The sequence below is a fragment of the Variovorax sp. OV329 genome (assembly GCF_900114785.1).
Taxonomy (GTDB): Bacteria; Pseudomonadota; Gammaproteobacteria; order Burkholderiales; family Burkholderiaceae_C; genus Variovorax.
In genome coordinates, this window is record NZ_FOUG01000010.1 from 154808 (window position 1) to 170828 (window position 16021).

General features: G+C 66.7%; 17 protein-coding genes, 2 tRNA genes and 1 riboswitch. Of the genes, 8 read left to right on the forward strand and 11 right to left on the reverse strand.

The window, feature by feature from the left end; translation table 11 throughout:
- Nucleotides 1-172 precede the first annotated feature (172 nt).
- The 6 genes from BM345_RS18060 to BM345_RS18085 form a co-directional block, all read right to left on the reverse strand.
- Nucleotides 173-706, reverse strand: coding sequence for a hypothetical protein (locus BM345_RS18060; protein WP_139237546.1), 534 nt, complete (start codon nucleotides 704-706; stop codon nucleotides 173-175).
- A 120-nt stretch (nucleotides 707-826) separates the two neighbouring features.
- A complete protein-coding gene (hemW, locus tag BM345_RS18065; protein ID WP_093381787.1) occupies nucleotides 827-2104 on the reverse strand; it encodes a radical SAM family heme chaperone HemW in 1278 nt (425 codons plus the stop codon).
- Nucleotides 2105-2145: 41 nt separating this feature from the next.
- Complete coding sequence (gene rdgB, locus BM345_RS18070) at nucleotides 2146-2778, reverse strand: RdgB/HAM1 family non-canonical purine NTP pyrophosphatase (RefSeq protein ID WP_093381689.1); 633 nt, start codon at nucleotides 2776-2778, stop codon at nucleotides 2146-2148.
- Nucleotides 2775-3515 carry a ribonuclease PH gene (gene rph / locus BM345_RS18075; protein WP_093381690.1) on the reverse strand — a complete coding sequence of 247 codons (741 nt, stop codon included), beginning with the start codon at nucleotides 3513-3515 and terminating at the stop codon, nucleotides 2775-2777. The genes rdgB and rph overlap by 4 nt, the downstream gene beginning before the upstream one ends.
- A gap of 29 nt (nucleotides 3516-3544) precedes the next feature.
- A complete protein-coding gene (locus BM345_RS18080; protein ID WP_093381691.1) occupies nucleotides 3545-4450 on the reverse strand; it encodes a PP2C family protein-serine/threonine phosphatase in 906 nt (301 codons plus the stop codon).
- Complete coding sequence (locus BM345_RS18085; protein ID WP_093381692.1) at nucleotides 4447-5454, reverse strand: serine/threonine protein kinase; 1008 nt, start codon at nucleotides 5452-5454, stop codon at nucleotides 4447-4449. Before BM345_RS18085 ends, BM345_RS18080 begins: the two co-directional genes overlap by 4 nt.
- An 89-nt stretch (nucleotides 5455-5543) precedes the next feature.
- Here BM345_RS18085 and BM345_RS18090 point away from each other — a divergent pair, with 89 nt between their 5' ends.
- The 4 genes from BM345_RS18090 (at nucleotide 5544) to BM345_RS18105 (ending at nucleotide 9670) form a co-directional block, all read left to right on the forward strand.
- Nucleotides 5544-6461, forward strand: a complete 918-nt coding sequence (locus BM345_RS18090) for a YicC/YloC family endoribonuclease (RefSeq protein ID WP_093381694.1) — start codon at nucleotides 5544-5546, stop codon at nucleotides 6459-6461.
- 8 nt (nucleotides 6462-6469) lie between these two features.
- A complete protein-coding gene (gene gmk, locus BM345_RS18095; RefSeq protein WP_093381695.1) occupies nucleotides 6470-7090 on the forward strand; it encodes a guanylate kinase in 621 nt (206 codons plus the stop codon).
- A 25-nt stretch (nucleotides 7091-7115) separates the two neighbouring features.
- Nucleotides 7116-7319: a DNA-directed RNA polymerase subunit omega gene (gene rpoZ / locus BM345_RS18100; protein WP_093381697.1), complete on the forward strand. Its 204-nt coding sequence runs from the start codon at nucleotides 7116-7118 to the stop codon at nucleotides 7317-7319.
- Between the two features lie 95 nt (nucleotides 7320-7414).
- Nucleotides 7415-9670 (forward strand): RelA/SpoT family protein, encoded by a 2256-nt coding sequence (locus BM345_RS18105; RefSeq protein ID WP_093381698.1) that lies wholly within the window; start codon nucleotides 7415-7417, stop codon nucleotides 9668-9670.
- Between the two features lie 8 nt (nucleotides 9671-9678).
- Here BM345_RS18105 and greB read toward each other — a convergent pair whose 3' ends face one another.
- Nucleotides 9679-10236, reverse strand: a complete 558-nt coding sequence (gene greB / locus BM345_RS18110; protein WP_093381699.1) for a transcription elongation factor GreB — start codon at nucleotides 10234-10236, stop codon at nucleotides 9679-9681.
- 152 nt (nucleotides 10237-10388) lie between these two features.
- Nucleotides 10389-10497, forward strand: a riboswitch (glycine riboswitch).
- 114 nt (nucleotides 10498-10611) lie between these two features.
- Between greB and BM345_RS18115 the strand changes: the two genes are divergently transcribed.
- Nucleotides 10612-11886, forward strand: a complete 1275-nt coding sequence (locus BM345_RS18115; RefSeq protein ID WP_093381701.1) for a D-amino acid dehydrogenase — start codon at nucleotides 10612-10614, stop codon at nucleotides 11884-11886.
- A gap of 61 nt (nucleotides 11887-11947) precedes the next feature.
- Here the strand turns inward: BM345_RS18115 and BM345_RS18120 are convergent.
- Nucleotides 11948-12024, reverse strand: a tRNA-Arg gene (locus BM345_RS18120).
- A gap of 123 nt (nucleotides 12025-12147) precedes the next feature.
- Here BM345_RS18120 and BM345_RS18125 point away from each other — a divergent pair.
- Nucleotides 12148-12729: an FHA domain-containing protein gene (locus BM345_RS18125; RefSeq protein WP_093381702.1), complete on the forward strand. Its 582-nt coding sequence runs from the start codon at nucleotides 12148-12150 to the stop codon at nucleotides 12727-12729.
- A gap of 96 nt (nucleotides 12730-12825) precedes the next feature.
- On the opposite strand, the gene BM345_RS18130 is transcribed toward BM345_RS18125, so the two are convergent.
- Nucleotides 12826-13401: a DUF2165 family protein gene (locus tag BM345_RS18130; protein ID WP_093381704.1), complete on the reverse strand. Its 576-nt coding sequence runs from the start codon at nucleotides 13399-13401 to the stop codon at nucleotides 12826-12828.
- 345 nt (nucleotides 13402-13746) lie between these two features.
- Between BM345_RS18130 and BM345_RS18135 the strand changes: the two genes are divergently transcribed.
- Complete coding sequence (locus BM345_RS18135) at nucleotides 13747-13932, forward strand: DUF3606 domain-containing protein (protein WP_093381705.1); 186 nt, start codon at nucleotides 13747-13749, stop codon at nucleotides 13930-13932.
- 70 nt (nucleotides 13933-14002) lie between these two features.
- Here the strand turns inward: BM345_RS18135 and BM345_RS18140 are convergent.
- Nucleotides 14003-14079 (reverse strand) — tRNA-Ile (locus BM345_RS18140).
- Nucleotides 14080-14094: 15 nt separating this feature from the next.
- A complete protein-coding gene (gene hrcA, locus BM345_RS18145) occupies nucleotides 14095-15099 on the reverse strand; it encodes a heat-inducible transcriptional repressor HrcA (RefSeq protein WP_093381707.1) in 1005 nt (334 codons plus the stop codon).
- A 28-nt stretch (nucleotides 15100-15127) separates the two neighbouring features.
- Between hrcA and BM345_RS18150 the strand changes: the two genes are divergently transcribed.
- Nucleotides 15128-16021 (forward strand): NAD kinase, encoded by an 894-nt coding sequence (locus BM345_RS18150; RefSeq protein ID WP_093381708.1) that lies wholly within the window; start codon nucleotides 15128-15130, stop codon nucleotides 16019-16021.

Below are 16021 nucleotides of genomic sequence, written 5' to 3' on the forward strand. Positions count from 1 at the left end.
TCCGGGTGGGTTCTGAACGTCGAGCAACCGGCCGGAAAGGGCCCCGGCGAATCGCCGTGGCACTGACCTTGTGGAAGCTCCCCCCGGGTATCGGCAGGATCGGCGGAATCTTTAGGGATGCGCGCAGTTGGAGCGACGACGCAGCGGGTGCGTCGCGCGGCGCTTGTCGCGCCTAGAGCGAAGCGCTCAACACGCGCTGCTGCTGGGCGTCGCAGCGGCTGGGCTTGCTGAAGTCGGCGCGGCTGGCGTGGCGCCTGAAGGCCTCGCGCTTCTCGAAGCGGGCGCTGGTGTCGTAGGTCTTGTCGGTGATGACATTGATCATCTGCTCGAAGTCGCCCCGGCGGTCGGGGCCCAGTGCATCGGACACGCAGGACATCACCTCCACCTCACGCTCGGCGAGCGCGGCCGTGTCCTGTACCTGGTCGAGGTCCACGGCGAGCGCGGGCTGGATGGAGCGCGCGATCATCTCGGCCGCGCCGCGCATCGCGCCGCTCTGGCCATAGCTGCGCAGGATGAAGGCGTCGACGTCATCGCGGATGCCGTTGCCATCGGCATCCTGGCCTGCCAGGTCCACCAGCAGCCCCTGTGCGCGCACGACACGGGCCTCATGGGCGTCGTCATGCACGCCGGTGGCGAAGACGACGACGAGGCTGGAACAGGCAAACAGGATGGCGGAAGCTAGAACAAAAGTACGAGGGCGGCGCATGGGCGTCTCCTTTTCTCTTCTTGAGGAGTTCGCTTCGAGTCTCCGCGCGCCGAGCAGCGGGCCCTCGTCAGCGAAGCCGCAGACACGCTGTAGTCGGCCGCCGACGGGCGGCGCGCGTGCTCAGCCTTCGGGCAGGAAGAGTTCCTGCAGGTTGCTCAGGAAGTCGAAGCCCTTCTCGGTGGGCCAGGCATGCCAGAGGTCGCGTGCCAGCAGGCCCTTGGACTCGGCCTCTTCCATCGCGCGCTGGATGGCGGTGATCGCCAGGCCGGTGCGCTCGCCGAAGTTGGCGAAGGAGAAGCCTTCCTTGAGCCGCAGCGCATTGAGCATGAATTCGAAGGGCAGGTCCGAAAGAGCCACGTCCTCGCTCTGCGCCGCGGCCTGTCCGGCCAGGGCCTTGTCCATGTACATGCGCGGATCGCGGAAGCGCACCTGCCGAAGGACGCGGTGCGCGAAGCTCAGCTTGCCGTGCGCGCCCGCCCCCAGCCCCAGGTAGTCGCCGAACTGCCAGTAGTTGAGGTTGTGCCAGCAGCGATGCCCTTCGCGCGCATAGGCCGATATCTCGTAGCGCGCGAGCCCTGCCTCGCCGGTGGCGGCGGTGATCGCGTCGAGCATGGCGTAGGCCTCGTCGTCCGGCGGCAGGTTCTTGGGCGGGTACTTGGCGAAGTAGGTGTTGGGCTCCAGCGTGAGGTGGTAGACCGACAGGTGCGGCGGCCGAAGCGACAGCGCCTGGTCCAGGTCGGCCTGCAGCTGCGCCGGCGTCTGCCCGGGCAGCGCATACATCAGGTCGATGTTGAAGGTGTCGAAGGCGTCCTGTGCTTCTTCCACCGCGGCGATGGCCTGCGCCCGGTCATGCACCCGGCCCAGGGCCTTCAGGTGCGCATCGTTGAAGCTCTGCACGCCCACCGACAGCCGCGTGACGCCCGCGCCGCGGAAGGCGCGGAAGCGTTCGCGCTCGAAGGTGCCGGGGTTGGCCTCCAGCGTGATCTCGCAGTCGGGCGTGAACTTCAGGCGCGCGCGCATCTCGCCGATGAGCCGGTCGATGCCTTCGGGCGAGAACAGGCTGGGCGTGCCGCCGCCGATGAACACGCTGTGCACCGTGCGGCCCCACACCAGCGGCAGCGACGCGTCCAGGTCGGCGAGCACGGCGTCGATGTAGCGGTCCTGCGGCAATGCATCGCCTTCGCCTTGCCGCGCCTGCCATTCGTGCGAGTTGAAGTCGCAGTACGGGCACTTGCGCAGGCACCAGGGCAGGTGCACGTAGACCGACAGGGGCGGCAGCGCAGCCAGCTGCAGCGGCCCGGGCCGCATGTGGTGCATGACGTCGTTGGCGTGCAGCGCGCCGCTGCCGCCCGCTTCGGAAGAGGGGTCGGCTGCGTGCGGAACGATCGGAATGCTCATGGCGGAAACGATGCGGCCAGTGAGGCGCCGCGGGGAATTCTTCAGGATGCGGAGGGTGCGTCCGCCTGCCACAGCGACTGCCAGCGCTCGCGCATCAGCGCCAGCATGGCACGGGCGGCCTGCCCGCGGTGGCTGTTGGCGTTCTTGACCTCGGGCGGCAGCTGGGCAAAGGTCTTGCCGAACTGCGGCAGGAACATCACCGGGTCGAAGCCGAAGCCGTTCTCGCCGATGGGCTCGCGGGTGATCTCGCCCACGGCGCGGCCGGCGGCGATGAGCGGCTCGGGGTCGTCATGGCTGCGCAGCGCGACCAGCGTGCTGACCAGCGCGGCACGGCGGTTGGCCAGCCCCTGCATCTGCTCCAGCAGTGCGCGCACGTTGTTGGCGTCGCCCTTGGGGTAGCCGAACTGCGTGGCATAGAAGGCCGTGTCCACGCCCGGCAGGCCGCCGAAGGCATCCACGCACAGGCCGGCGTCGTCGGCAATGGCGGGCAGGCCGGTGGCAGCGCTGGCATGGCGCGCCTTGGCCAGCGCGTTCTCGACGAAGGTGCGGTGCGGTTCCTCGGCCTCCCCGACGCCCAGCTCGGACTGGCGCACCAGGGCAATGCCCAGCGGTGCGAAGAGCTGCTGCAGCTCGGCCAGCTTGCCGGCGTTGTTGGAGGCCAGGACCAGCTTCATGCCTGCGTCGATTCGGCCAGGGCCTTCTGCTGCAGCGCGCCCAGCTCGGCGATGCCCTTCTCGGCCAGCGCCAGCAGCTTGTTCATCTCGTCGCGCGAGAAGGCAGCACCTTCGGCGGTGCCCTGCACTTCGATGAAGTGGCCCGCGCCGGTCATGACCACGTTCATGTCGGTGTCGCAAGCCGAGTCTTCCACGTATTCCAGGTCCAGCAGCGGGGTGCCTTCCACGATGCCCACCGACACGGCCGCGACCGAGCCTCGGATCGGCGAGGCCGCCAGCGTGCCCTTGGCCAGCAGCTTGTTGACGGCGTCCTGTGCGGCCACGAAGGCGCCGGTGATGGCCGCGGTGCGCGTGCCGCCGTCGGCCTGCAGCACGTCGCAGTCCAGCTGGATGGTGCGCTCGCCCAGGGCCTTGAGGTCGAAGACCGCGCGCATCGAGCGGCCGATGAGGCGCTGGATTTCTTGCGTGCGGCCACTCTGCTTGCCGCGTGCGGCCTCGCGGTCGCTGCGGGTGTGGGTGGAGCGCGGCAGCATGCCGTACTCGGCCGTGACCCAGCCCTCGCCGCTGCCGCGCTTGTGCGGCGGCACGCGCTCTTCCACCGAGGCAGTGCACAGCACGCGGGTCTGGCCGAACTCGATCAGCACCGAGCCCTCGGCATGGATGGTGAAGCCGCGTGTGATGCGGATGGGACGAAGCTGGTCGGCGGCACGGCCGCCGCTGCGGATGAAATCGGTCATTGCAGTGAAAAGGAAAAAGGGGGAAGCGCTCAGGCCTTGGTCTTGGCGGCCGAGCGTCGGATGGCCTCGTTGATCTCGGCGATGGAGCGCTCGATGGCGTCCTCGTCGAGATCGGCCGCCTCGGATTCCGAGGGCATGCCGGCCTGGATGGTGGAGGCGAAAACGCCTTCACTGATGCTGTCGGTGGACACGCCGGGGTCGGCGCCAGGCGCGTCGGGGGTCTGCCATTCGAGCGCGATCATGGTCACGTTGTCGCCGTTGGCGCCGCCGCGGCGAAGCGCCATCTCGACCAGCTCGGGCGCCGCATCGGCCACCGGGCGGGTGGCGAGGATGCGCACGATCTGCATCTCGTCCATGACGCCCCACAGGCCGTCGGAGCACAGCATGATGCGGTCGCCCTGCTGCAGCGGCACCGGCTCGGAGATGTCGAACATGGGCGTCGTTGGGGAGCCCAGGCAGGTCAACAGCAGGTTGCGGTTGGTGATCTCGGGGCCGGACGAGGGACGCGGGCGCTCGGCATGCGAGTGGTCCAGCGTGCGGGTGAGCAGTTCGCCGTCGCGCACCACGTACAGGCGCGAATCGCCGCAGTGCACCCAGGTCGCGGTGCTGCCCTGCAGCACCGCGGCCACGACGGTGGTGCGGGGCGTATCGAGCATGCCCTTGTTGCCGGCGTAGCGCATGATCTGCTGGTGGGCCGCCATCACGGCCGAGGTCAGGAAGGCCTTCACGTCCTTCAGCAGGGGGCGGGCCTCGCGCTGGTAGAGCGCCGCGATGGTCTGCAGCGCCATCTGCGCCGCCACCTCGCCCTCGGGGTGGCCGCCCATGCCATCGGCCAGCACGAACAGGCCGGACTCCCGCGTGTAGCAGTAGCCCATGCGGTCTTCGTTCTTGAGACGGCCGCCTTTTCGGCTGACCTGGAATACGGAAAATTTCATGCAGGCCTTGTGGTGGGGGCAGCGGCCTTGGGCAGCGATTTCTTTTCTGGCGAACGGATGTTGTCGATGGACAGGCGCACCTTCTCGCCCACGCTCAGCTTGGTGTAGCGGCGCTCACCCTCGCGGCTGAGCTCCTTCTGCAGCGCGAACACCGATTGCGGCCGCGAGAGCGGGTCCAGCGACATGCACCACTCGACCACCTCGATCAGGTTGTCGGAGTAGACGCCGCGCAGGCGCGAGAGCGACAGCGAGAGGCGGTCCTTCTCGATGCGCTGCGGCGCATCCGCCGGCGGGTAGCCCTGCATGCAGGCATAGATGCAGGCGCCGATGGCGTAGATGTCGGTCCACGGGCCCATGGAGGAGTCGCGCCTGTACATCTCGGGGGCGGCGAAGCCGGGGGTGTACATGGGGCGGATGAAGTTGCCTTCCTTGGAAAGCACTTCGCGCGCGGCGCCGAAGTCGATCATCACCGCGCGGTCGTCGTCGGTGACGAAGATGTTGGCCGGCTTGATGTCCAGGTGCAGCATCTTGTGCTGGTGCACGATGCGCAGGCCGCGCAAGATCTCGTCGAAGAGAGAGCGGATGGTGGACTCGCGGAACACCTTCTGCTTCTTCAAATCGCGGGCGGTGACGATGAAGTCCTGCAGGGTCGCACCCTCCAGGTAGTTCATCACCATGTAGACCGTCTCGTTTTCGCGAAAGAAGTTGAGCACGCTTACCACGGAGGCATGCGAGATCTGCGCGAGGGAGCGGCCTTCTTCGAAGAAGCTCTTGAGGCCCAGGCGGTAGAGCGACAGCTTTTCCGGCGACACCACCGGCAGCAGTTCGCCCACGCCGCGCGAGGCCAGCGAGGAAGGAAGGTATTCCTTGATGGCCACCTGCTGGCCCGCGTTGTCCAGGGCCAGGTACACCACGCCGAAACCGCCCGCGGAAAGCCGGCGCACGACACGGTAACCGCCGATGACCGTGTCCGGCATCAGGGGTGAAGGTTTGACCTTTGACATAATCCGGGAGTTTCGCCCGAAGGCGGCAGTGCGGCAAGCGAACAACATGCCGGCGCCCCTCGTGCAGCAATCGAACACAGCGAGGCGCAATGCCAGTTTACAGCATGACCGGCTACGCAAGTGGCCAGACCGGCGCCCCCGCCGGTACCTCGGAGAGCGACGCCCGCCCCTCGGCAACGGGCCGTCTGGGCATCGAGATCCGCTCCGTCAACAGCCGCTTCCTGGACCTCACTTTCAAGCTGCCGGAAGAGCTCCGCCAGCATGAAGCGGCCCTGCGCGAACTGTTGGGAGAACGCCTCAAACGCGGCAAGGTCGAGGTGCGCGGCAGCATCGAAAGCACCGCACCCGGCGGCGTGGCCGAGCCCTCGACGCGCTTTCTGCAGCGCATCAACGGCGTGCAGGACAGCATCCGAGCCTGGCTGCCCGGCGCGCGCGAACTGAGCGTGGCCGACGTGCTGCGCCTGGCCGGCGGCGAAAGCGCCGCGCAGGGCGACTGGGGCCCGGCCCTGGCCGAGCTGGCGGCGCGCGTGGTGGAAGACCTGCTGGGTGCCCGCGAGCGCGAAGGCGCCCGCCTGGCCACCATGCTCAAGGACCGCGTCTCGCAATTGCGCAAGCTGGCCGAGCAGGCCACGCCCCTGGTGCCTCAGCTGGTCGAGCAGCAGCGCCAGCGCTTCCTCGAGCGCTGGCAGGAGGCCATGGGCCTGGCGGCCGGCAGCACCCTGCCCGAAGCCGCCCAGGACCGCGCCCTGTCGGAAGCCACCGCCTTCGCCATCCGCATCGACGTGGCCGAGGAGCTCACCCGCCTGGCCTCGCACCTGGACGAAATCGAGCGCCTGCTCAAGAAGGGCGGCGACATCGGCAAGCGTCTCGATTTCCTGATTCAGGAGTTGCACCGCGAGGCCAACACGCTGGGCTCCAAGTCGGCCACCCTGGAACTGTCGCGCATCGGCGTGGACATGAAGGTGCTGATCGAGCAGATGCGCGAGCAGGTCCAGAACATCGAGTAGAACCGGACATGGACTATCCCGGAAACATCTTCGTGGTCGCGGCGCCCAGCGGTGCCGGCAAGTCGAGCCTGGTCAAGGCCCTGATGGAACTGGACTCGGCCGTCCAGCCCTCGGTCTCGCACACCACGCGCCCCCCGCGCGGGCAGGAAAAGCATGGCCGCGAATACTTCTTCGCCTCGCATGCCGAGTTCGACGCCATGGTCGAAGGCGAGGCCTTTGTCGAATGGGCGCACGTGCATGGCCAGCGCTACGGCACCTCCAAGCGGGCCATCGAGGAGCGCATCGCCCAGGGCGCCGACGTGGTGCTGGAAATCGACTTCCAGGGCGCGCTGCAGATCCGCAAGGCCTTTGCCAACGCGGTGCTGATCTTCATCCTGCCGCCCAGCTGGGAAGAGCTGCGCTCGCGCCTGGAACGCCGGGGCGAGGACAGCGACGAAGTCATCGAACTGCGGCTGAAGAACGCCGCCGAGGAGATGGCCCAGGCCAGCGAGTTCGATTTCGTTATAATCAACGAGATATTTGAACGCGCGCTTTTCGACCTCAAAGCGATCGTGCATGCGCAGCGGCTGCGCTACACCGCCCAGCGCCGCCTGCGAGCCGAGACCTTCGCCGCGCTGAACATTTCCTGACAGACCACCACCCGAAAGCTCAACGATGGCCCGCATCACTGTCGAAGATTGCCTGCAACAGATTCCCAACCGCTTTCAGCTCGTGCTGGTGGCCACCTACCGTGCCCGCATGCTCAGCCAGGGCCACGCGCCCAAGATCGAGAGCAAGAACAAGCCGGGCGTGACCGCCCTGCGCGAAGTGGCCGAAGGCAAGGTCGGCATCGAGATGCTCAAGAAGGTGCCGGGCTGATAGCGGCCAGTCACTTTCACCGAGAAAGGCACCCTTTGTGGTGCCTTTTTTTACGTCTGGGCACGCTTGGGCACCGGCCACGCTAAAGTGAGGGTATGAGTGCGGTCGCCAAACCCAAGCAGAACGCCCCCGCCGGAGCCCACCGCCCGACGCCGGCGTCGCTGAATGCCGCGGCCGCCAGCTTCGCCGCACTGACGGCCAAGCTCGACTACCTGGACGCGGAAGACACCGAGATGGTGCGCCGCGCCTACCGCTTCGCGGACGAGGCCCACCTGGGCCAGCTGCGCAACAGCGGTGAGCCCTACATCACCCACCCGATCGCCGTCGCCGCCCAGTGCGCCGAATGGAAGCTGGACGCCCAGGCCCTGATGGCCGCCCTGCTGCACGACGCCATCGAGGACTGCGGGGTCACCAAGGCCGAGCTGATCGAGCGCTTCGGCGCTCCGGTCGCCGAACTGGTGGACGGCCTGACCAAGCTGGACAAGCTGCAGTTCAACACCCGTGAAGAGAACCAGGCCGAGTCCTTCCGCAAGATGCTGCTGGCCATGGCGCGCGACGTGCGCGTCATCCTCATCAAGCTGGCCGACCGCACCCACAACATGCGCACGCTGGACGATGCGCCGCGCGAGAAGTGGGGCCGCATCTCCAAGGAAACGCTGGACATCTACGCGCCCATCGCGCACCGGCTGGGCCTGAACCAGACCTACCGCGAGCTGCAGGAAGAGTCCTTCAAGCACCTGTTGCCGTGGCGCTACACCGTGCTGTCGAAGGCGGTCACCAAGGCCCGCAGCCGGCGCCGCGACCTGATCCAGAAGGTGCAGAAGGAGCTGGAGGGCGCCTTCGCCGCAGCCAGCATCCCAGTGCGGATCGCCGGGCGCGAGAAGACGCTCTACTCCATTTACTGCAAGATGCAGGACAAGCACCTGAGCTTTGCCCAGGTGACCGACATCTACGGCTTCCGGCTGATCATGCCGACGGTGGTGAGCTGCTACACCGGCCTGGGCATCCTGCACCAGATGTACAAGCCGCTGCCTGGCAAGTTCAAGGATCACATCGCCATCCCGAAGGTCAACGGCTACCAGTCGCTGCACACCACGCTGGTGGGCCCTTCGAGCGTGAACGTCGAGTTCCAGCTGCGCACCGAGGCCATGCACGTGGTGGCCGAATCGGGCGTGGCGGCGCACTGGCTCTACAAGGCTTCCGACCCGGCGCCGGCCAGCAACGAGCGGCTGGGCACCAAGTGGCTGCAGTCCCTGCTCGACATCCAGGACGAGACCCGCGATGCGGCCGAGTTCTGGGACCACGTCAAGGTGGACCTGTTCCCCGACGCGGTCTACGTGTTCACGCCCAAGAGCCAGATCCTGGCGCTGCCGCGCGGCGCCACGGTGATCGACTTCGCCTACGCCATCCACAGCAACGTGGGCGACCACACCTCGGCCGCGCGCATCAACGGCGACCAGGTGCCGCTTCGCACCGAGCTCAAGAACGGCGACGTGGTGGAGGTGGTCACCGCGCCCACCTCCAACCCGAATCCGGCCTGGCTGGGCTTCGTGCGCACCGGCCGCGCGCGCTCCAAGATCCGCCACTATCTCAAGACCCTGGCGCAGGCCGAGTCCGAACAGCTGGGCGAGCGCCTGCTGGCCCAGGCACTGCGCGCCGAGGGCCTGGGCAGCCTGCCGGCCGACGACGACGAGCACCAGGGCGTGTGGGAAAAGCTGCTGCGCTTCACCGGCAACCGCACCCGCGTCGAACTGGTCACCGACATCGGACTGGGCAAGCGCATCGCCACCATCGTGGCCAAGCGGCTCATGGCCCTGCTGGCCGAGCGCGGCGAGCGGCCCGACGCGCTCATGCTCAGCCGCGAGCGCTTCACCGCGCACGAGACGGTCTCGCAAGGCGCCGTCACGCTGGACGGCAGCGAGAACTCGTCGGTGCGCTTCGCCCTGTGCTGCCGCCCCATTCCGGGCGACGCGATCGTCGGCTACCTGGGCCATGGCGAAGGCCTGGTGGTGCATACCGACGAATGCGGCGTGGGCCAGCGCCTGCGCTATCGCGACAGCGAGCGATTCTTCGCGGTGGAATGGTCGGACGAGCCGGTCCGCACCTTCGAGACCGGCATCGTCATCACCGTGCGCAACGACAAGGGCGTGCTGGCCCGCGTGGCCGCATCGCTGTCGGCCGCCGAGGCCGACATCACACACGTGGAAATGTCGGAAGAAGTGCCGCAGGACTCCACCGACCTGCGCTTCGTGATTGCCGTGCGCGACCGCACGCACCTGGACCACGTGCTGCGCGCGGTGCGCCGCACGCCCTCCGTGCTCAGCGCGGTGCGCACCGTGCCTGCGCCCTGACCCTTTGATCAGTGGGGCGTCGGGTAGCGGACCTCCAGCACCTCGACCTCGTGCACGCCGCCGGGCGTGACCAGCTTCACCACGTCGCCTTCGCGTGACTTCAGCAGCGCCCGCGCGATGGGCGAGATCCAGCTCACCTGCTGCTGGCTGCTTTCTGCCTCGTCGATGCCCAGGATGGTGACGCTGCGCTCCTCGCCGCTTTCGTCGGCGTAGGTGACGGTGGCGCCGAAGTAGACCTGGTCGCTGCCGTGGTGCACCGAGGGGTCGGTCACTTCGGCGATCTCCAGCCGCTTGGTGAGGAAGCGGATGCGCCGGTCGATCTCGCGCAGGCGCTTCTTGCCGTAGAGGTAGTCGCCGTTCTCCGAGCGATCGCCGTTCTTGGCGGCCCAGTGCACCGCCTCGACCACCTTGGGCCGCTCGTCGTCCATCAGCTGGAGCAGCTCGCCGCGCAGGCGCTCGAAGCCGCCCGGCGTCATGTAGTTGCGGGTACCGGCGGGAATGGAAGGCAGCGCGCCGTCTTCCTCGTCGTCGCCGGCGTCGCTTTCCTTGGTGAATGCCTTGCTCATCGTCCTTGCGTGTTTTCTCTTCAAGGAAATGATAGGCCTGAACTACAATCGCGGCTCTGCAGGAGAGCGGGCAAAGCCATTTGCCCCACCGAAGGCGCAAACTCCCATAAACGCTCAGGTCGGCCCAGCCAGGGCCTGTACTGCAGATACTGTCAGTGCCGTCTGGAGAGCCATCGCAAGCCATTGCGATGCACCGAAGGAGCAAGTCCGTTGCGGGTGCAGCGGATGAATCTCTCAGGTACCAAGGACAGGGGGAGCGGCAACTTGGACGTGCGAGCATGCACGCGGCCCGGTTGCCCATCGATTTTCCCCGGTGGCATTCGTCGTCGCGCATCCCCCGCCCGTTCAAGCGCTGCAACCTCGAAAGGGTTCTCCATGCGCGTGATCGTCCTCGGTGCCGGCCTGCTCGGCACCACCTCGGCCTACTACCTCCAGCAACTCGGTCACCAGGTGACCGTGATCGACCGGCAAGCCACCCCGGGCGCCGAAACCAGCTTCGCCAATGGCGGCCAGATCTCGGTGAGCCATGCCGAGCCCTGGGCCAACCCCAGTGCTCCGCTGAAGCTGCTGCAATGGCTGGGCAAGGAAGATGCGCCCCTGCTCTTCCGGCTGCGCTCGGATCTGCGGCAGTGGCTTTGGGGCTTGTCCTTCTTGCGCGAATGCACGCCGGCGCGCACGCGCCACAACATCCGCCAGATCGTGCAGCTGGGCACCTACAGCCGCACCATGCTGCAGGAGTTGCGGCGCGACACCGGCATCGACTACGAGCAGCGCACCCAGGGCATCCTGCACTTCTACACCAACGCCAAGGAGTTCGACGGCGCGCTGGCACCGGCCGAGCAGATGCGCGCACTGGGCTGCGAGCGCCGCGTGATTTCGGCCGACGAGGCCGTGGCCATCGAGCCGGCGCTCAAGCACATCCGGTCGAAGCTCGCCGGTGCCACCTACACCGCCGAGGATGAATCGGGCGATGCCAACGCCTTCGCGCGCGCCCTCGCCCGGATGGCGCAGGCCAGTGGCGTCGAGTTCAGGATGAGCCACAGCATCACCGCGCTACGCCAGACCGGCGGGCGCATCGACCACGTGGAAGTCACGGACGACACCGGCCGCTTCCAGCGCATTCAGGGCGATGCCTTCGTGCTCGCGGCAGGTTCGTTCAGCGCGCTGCTGGCGCAGCCGCTGGGCATCCGGCTGCCGATCTACCCGGCCAAGGGCTATTCGGTGACGCTGCCGGTGAAGGACGCGAGCCGCGCCTACGAGACCTCGCTCACCGACGACGAATACAAGCTGGTGTTCTCGCGCTACACCTCCGAAGACGGCGACCGCATGCGCATCGCCGGCACGGCCGAACTCAACGGCTACGACCGCGACCTGAACGCGACGCGCTGCGAGGCCATCGTGCGCCGAGTGGAAGAGCTGTTCCCCGGCGCGGGCGACACCTCGCAGGCCCGCTTCTGGACCGGCCTGCGTCCGGCCACGCCCAGCAACGTGCCGATCATCGGCAAGTCGAAGCTGGCCAACCTGTTCCTGAACACGGGGCACGGCACGCTGGGCTGGACGCACGCCTGCGGCTCGGGCAAGTCGATCGCGCGCATCGTGAGCGGGCTCAAGCCCGAGGTGGACTTCGCCTTTGCCGGCATGGCGGCCTGAGAAAGGCGGCTGGCAAAAAGAAAACGGGTCAGTTCCCGCAAAGGAACTGACCCGTGAATGTTGGTGCGGCTGGCAGGAATTGAACCCACGACCCCTTGGTTCGTAGCCAAGTACTCTATCCAACTGAGCTACAGCCGCACAGCTCGCAATTCTAGCATGCCTGGGTATTGCTACCTTGGCAGCGCCTTGAATTTGATCATTCAAAGTGCGTCAACTGCGAAGCCCTCGATTATGACACAAGTTTAGGCTCGTTGCGAAAAAATGAGGAGTTCGCGCCAGGCAACCAGCCGCGCCGTCGATGCGACATGCGTCATGCCGTCTGCAGCAACTGCGCAGCGTATCGAGAACTTTGTCATGGTCGCCTGTCATGGCCGCGAAACAGAGACCAAAAGTCCTCTCTTTTCTCCCTTTGGCTACTTTGGACTGCTTCGTAAAGTCTGGGCATCCCTTAGTACTACCCATTTCATCGCCATGCCCAGATTGATCATCCTTGCCAGGGACCGCAGCAGTAGACAGGTCTACATCAGCGGCCGCATGACCACCATCGGCCGCAACCAGAACAACTCGCTGGTCGTCGACCGCGATCGCGTGAGCCGCAAGCACGCGATGATCGACTGGGATGGCGCGCGCTATTCCATTGTCGACATCGGCAGCCGCAACGGCACCTTCCTGAATGGCATGCGAATCATGCAGCATGACCTTCGCAATGGCGACACCATCACCATCGGCGACTGCGACCTGCGCTTCCTGAGCGACGTGCAGATCGCGGCGGATCGATCCCTGCGCCTGATCACGATGCCCGGCTCGCTGGCCGACTTGCAAGGAATGCCGGTTCCGGCCTGATGCGGCTGGCCGAGTGCGCGCCGCGCCCCTCGGCGCGACGCGACCGGCGCTCCGATCCACGCGCAGCAGAGAGGTGGCGGCCACCCGTGGGCTCGCTCATTGCTCTTCGCGGATCAGCAGGACGATGAGCACCACCACGGCACTGCCGGCGAACATGGCGCCCTTGGACTGGCCGTTCCAGGTGGCCGACTGCCACATCGAGAACCACTCGCCCCCGATGACGACGAAGCCCAGGTAATACAGCAGGAACACCAGCACCAGCCCCGCCGCCGCCAGCGGCTTGGCGGCCACGAACGCGGCGGCGTTGCTGCGCGTGCGCCAGAGTCGCCATGCGCCCGCCAGGCACATGAGGCCCATGAGCCACTCGACGGCGATGATGAGCCAGTAACTGGCCGTCTGCAGGGTCGGATCGGTGATGGCGCGGTAGCGAAGATGGTTGTCGGGAAAGACCGTGTCCATCGACAGCACGTGCTGCACGAACTGCCAGTTGGAGCCGTAGTCCAGCAGGTTGCCCAGGGCCACCAGCACGCCCCACACGCCTACGCTGAACACCATCAGGGCCTTGAGCAGGCGGATGTTGAGGAGGCCTCGGGATTGGGTGAACGCCGGCAAGTCAGCACGCTCGGGCGTCCAGCGCAGGCCCGAAGGTACCGTGGGTGGCTTCTGATTCATGTCGATCGCTCCATCCGAGCGGCGTAGGGTGCGCCATCCGCGGGCTCTTGTCCATGCGTCGATCCGCCCCGCCTGTACGCGCGGCGTCGCGCCGGGCCCGCCATTAAGGCAGGCTTAAGGAAAGACTCGCAAAGTGGGGGCTCGACAGCTCTCGCTCTTCTCCTCCCCCTCCTCCATCCTCTGAGACTGTCGTTGAACCCGCCACCCGGCGGGTTTCTTTTTTTCCCGCGCGCATCCGTGCGCAGGCGGCTTTATCCGTCAGCCAGTCCGCATGCGGGCCTGCAGTCGCAGCGCCGGGCGAAGGCTACGGTCGATGCCTTCACCGCCAGAAGAAGGAATACCGCCATGACCGATTCGCAGGACTTCGATTCGAAAGAACGAACCCAGGTGAACCTCGGCGACCCCGAGGACGTGCGCTACTGGACCGAGCGCTTTGGCGTGTCGGAGGACGATTTGCGTGCCGCGGTCGAGGGCGCGGGGCCGTCGGGCGAGGCGGTGGCCAAGCGTCTGGAGAAGACCTGGCTGCCCTGAGGCCGAGGCGCAGCGAAGGACTTCGCGCCTTTGGCGAAGCCAGGCTGCAGTGTCGACGACGCGGGAAATTTGGTAGGCCGTGCTGGGCTTGAACCAGCGACCAACGGATTATGAGTCCGCTGCTCTAACCAACTGAGCTAACGGCCCACGTGGGGCGCAATTCTACTTTCGGTGGCTCAGCGCATTGCTGACCAGGCGCGAAGTGATGTCCACGATCTGGATCATGCGCTCGTAAGGCATGCGAGTCGGCCCGATCACGCCCAGCGTGCCGACCACCTGGCCGTCCACCTCGTAATTCGCGCTGACCACCGACAGTTCCTCGTAGGGCACGACCTTGCTTTCGCCGCCGATGAAGATGCGCACACCCTCGCCCTTGCTCGAGACGTCCAGCAGGCGCATGAGCTGCGCCTTCTGCTCGAACAGCTCGAAGGCACGGCGCAGGTGCGTCATGTCGCTGGAGAAGTCGCTCACCGACAGAAGGTTTCGCTCGCCGGCGATCACCACGGCCTCCTCCTCGGTCATGGCCTCGGCGCCCAACTGCACCGCGGTCTTCATCAGCTGGGCGATCTCGCCGCGCAGGGAGTCGATCTCGGTCTGCAACTTGTCCCGCACCTGCTCCAGCGACAAGCCCGAGAAGTTGGCGTTGATGTAGTTGGAGGCCTCGACCAGCTCCGACTGGCTGAAGTCCACCTCCGGAAAGATCACCCGGTTCTGCACGTCCCCGTCGGGCGAGACGATGATGACCAGCAGGCGCTTCTCGGACAGCCGCAGGAACTCGATGTGCCTGAATGTGGAGGTGCGCCGCGGCGCCATCACCACCCCCACGAACTGCGACATGTTCGACAGCAGGTTGGCCGCGCTGGCGATCACCTTCTGCGGCTGGTCGGCGGGCAGGGCGGCGGGTGCCGTGATCTCGTCACGGTTCACCGTCAGCATGGTGTCCACGAACAGGCGGTAGCCGCGCGCCGTGGGGATGCGGCCAGCGGAGGTATGGGGACTGGTGATCAGGCCGTGGTCCTCCAGGTCGGACATCACGTTCCGGATGGTTGCGGGCGAAAGCTCCAGCCCCGGCACACGTGACAATGTGCGCGAGCCCACGGGCTGGCCATCGGCGATGTACCGCTCTACCAGTGTCTTGAGCAAAAGACGTGCGCGTTCGTCCAGCATGGTTTGATTTTAATGTTGTAATTTGTGTATGACCCTAGGCTTCCGGCACGTTGCGCTCATTGGAAAATACCAGCAGTACGGTATTCGCGCGCAGTCGGGCGCGCCTGACGAGATGCTGGACAGCATCGGCCGCTTCCTGGAATCCCAGGGCTGCCAGGTTTCCGCCCTGCAGGGCGACGAAAGCACGGCGCCCGGGCGCTATCCGGCGCTCAGCGTCGAAGACATCGGCCAGCACTGCGACCTGGGCCTGGTCGTGGGCGGCGACGGCACCATGCTGGGCATCGGGCGCCAGCTGGCGCCCTACGGCGTGCCGCTGATCGGCATCAACCGCGGCCGATTGGGCTTCATCACCGACATTGCGCTGGACACCTACCAGTCCACCTTGGTGCCCATGCTCGCCGGGGAGTACGAGGAAGACCGCCGCGGCCTGATGCTGGGCCAGGTGGTGCGCGACGGCGAGACCGTGTTCGAGGCGCTGGCCATGAACGACGTGGTGGTCAACCGCGGCGCCACCTCCGGCATGGTGGAGCTGCGCGTGTCGGTGGGCCGCCATTTCGTGGCCAACCAGCGGGCCGACGGCCTGATCATCGCCACGCCCACCGGTTCCACCGCCTACGCGCTGTCGGCCGGCGGGCCGCTGCTGCATCCTTCCGTGTCGGGCTGGGTGCTGGTGCCGATCGCGCCGCACACACTGTCCAACCGCCCCATCCTGCTGGCGGACGACGAGCCGATCACCATCGAGCTGGTGGCGGGGCGCGACGCCAGCGCCAATTTCGACATGCAGTCGCTGGCCACGCTGGCCCATGGCGACCGCATCGTGGTGCGGCGCTCGCACCTGAACGTCCGCTTCCTGCACCCCAAGGGCTGGAGCTATTTCGACACGTTGCGCAAGAAACTGCATTGGAACGAGGGGGGCTCCTGA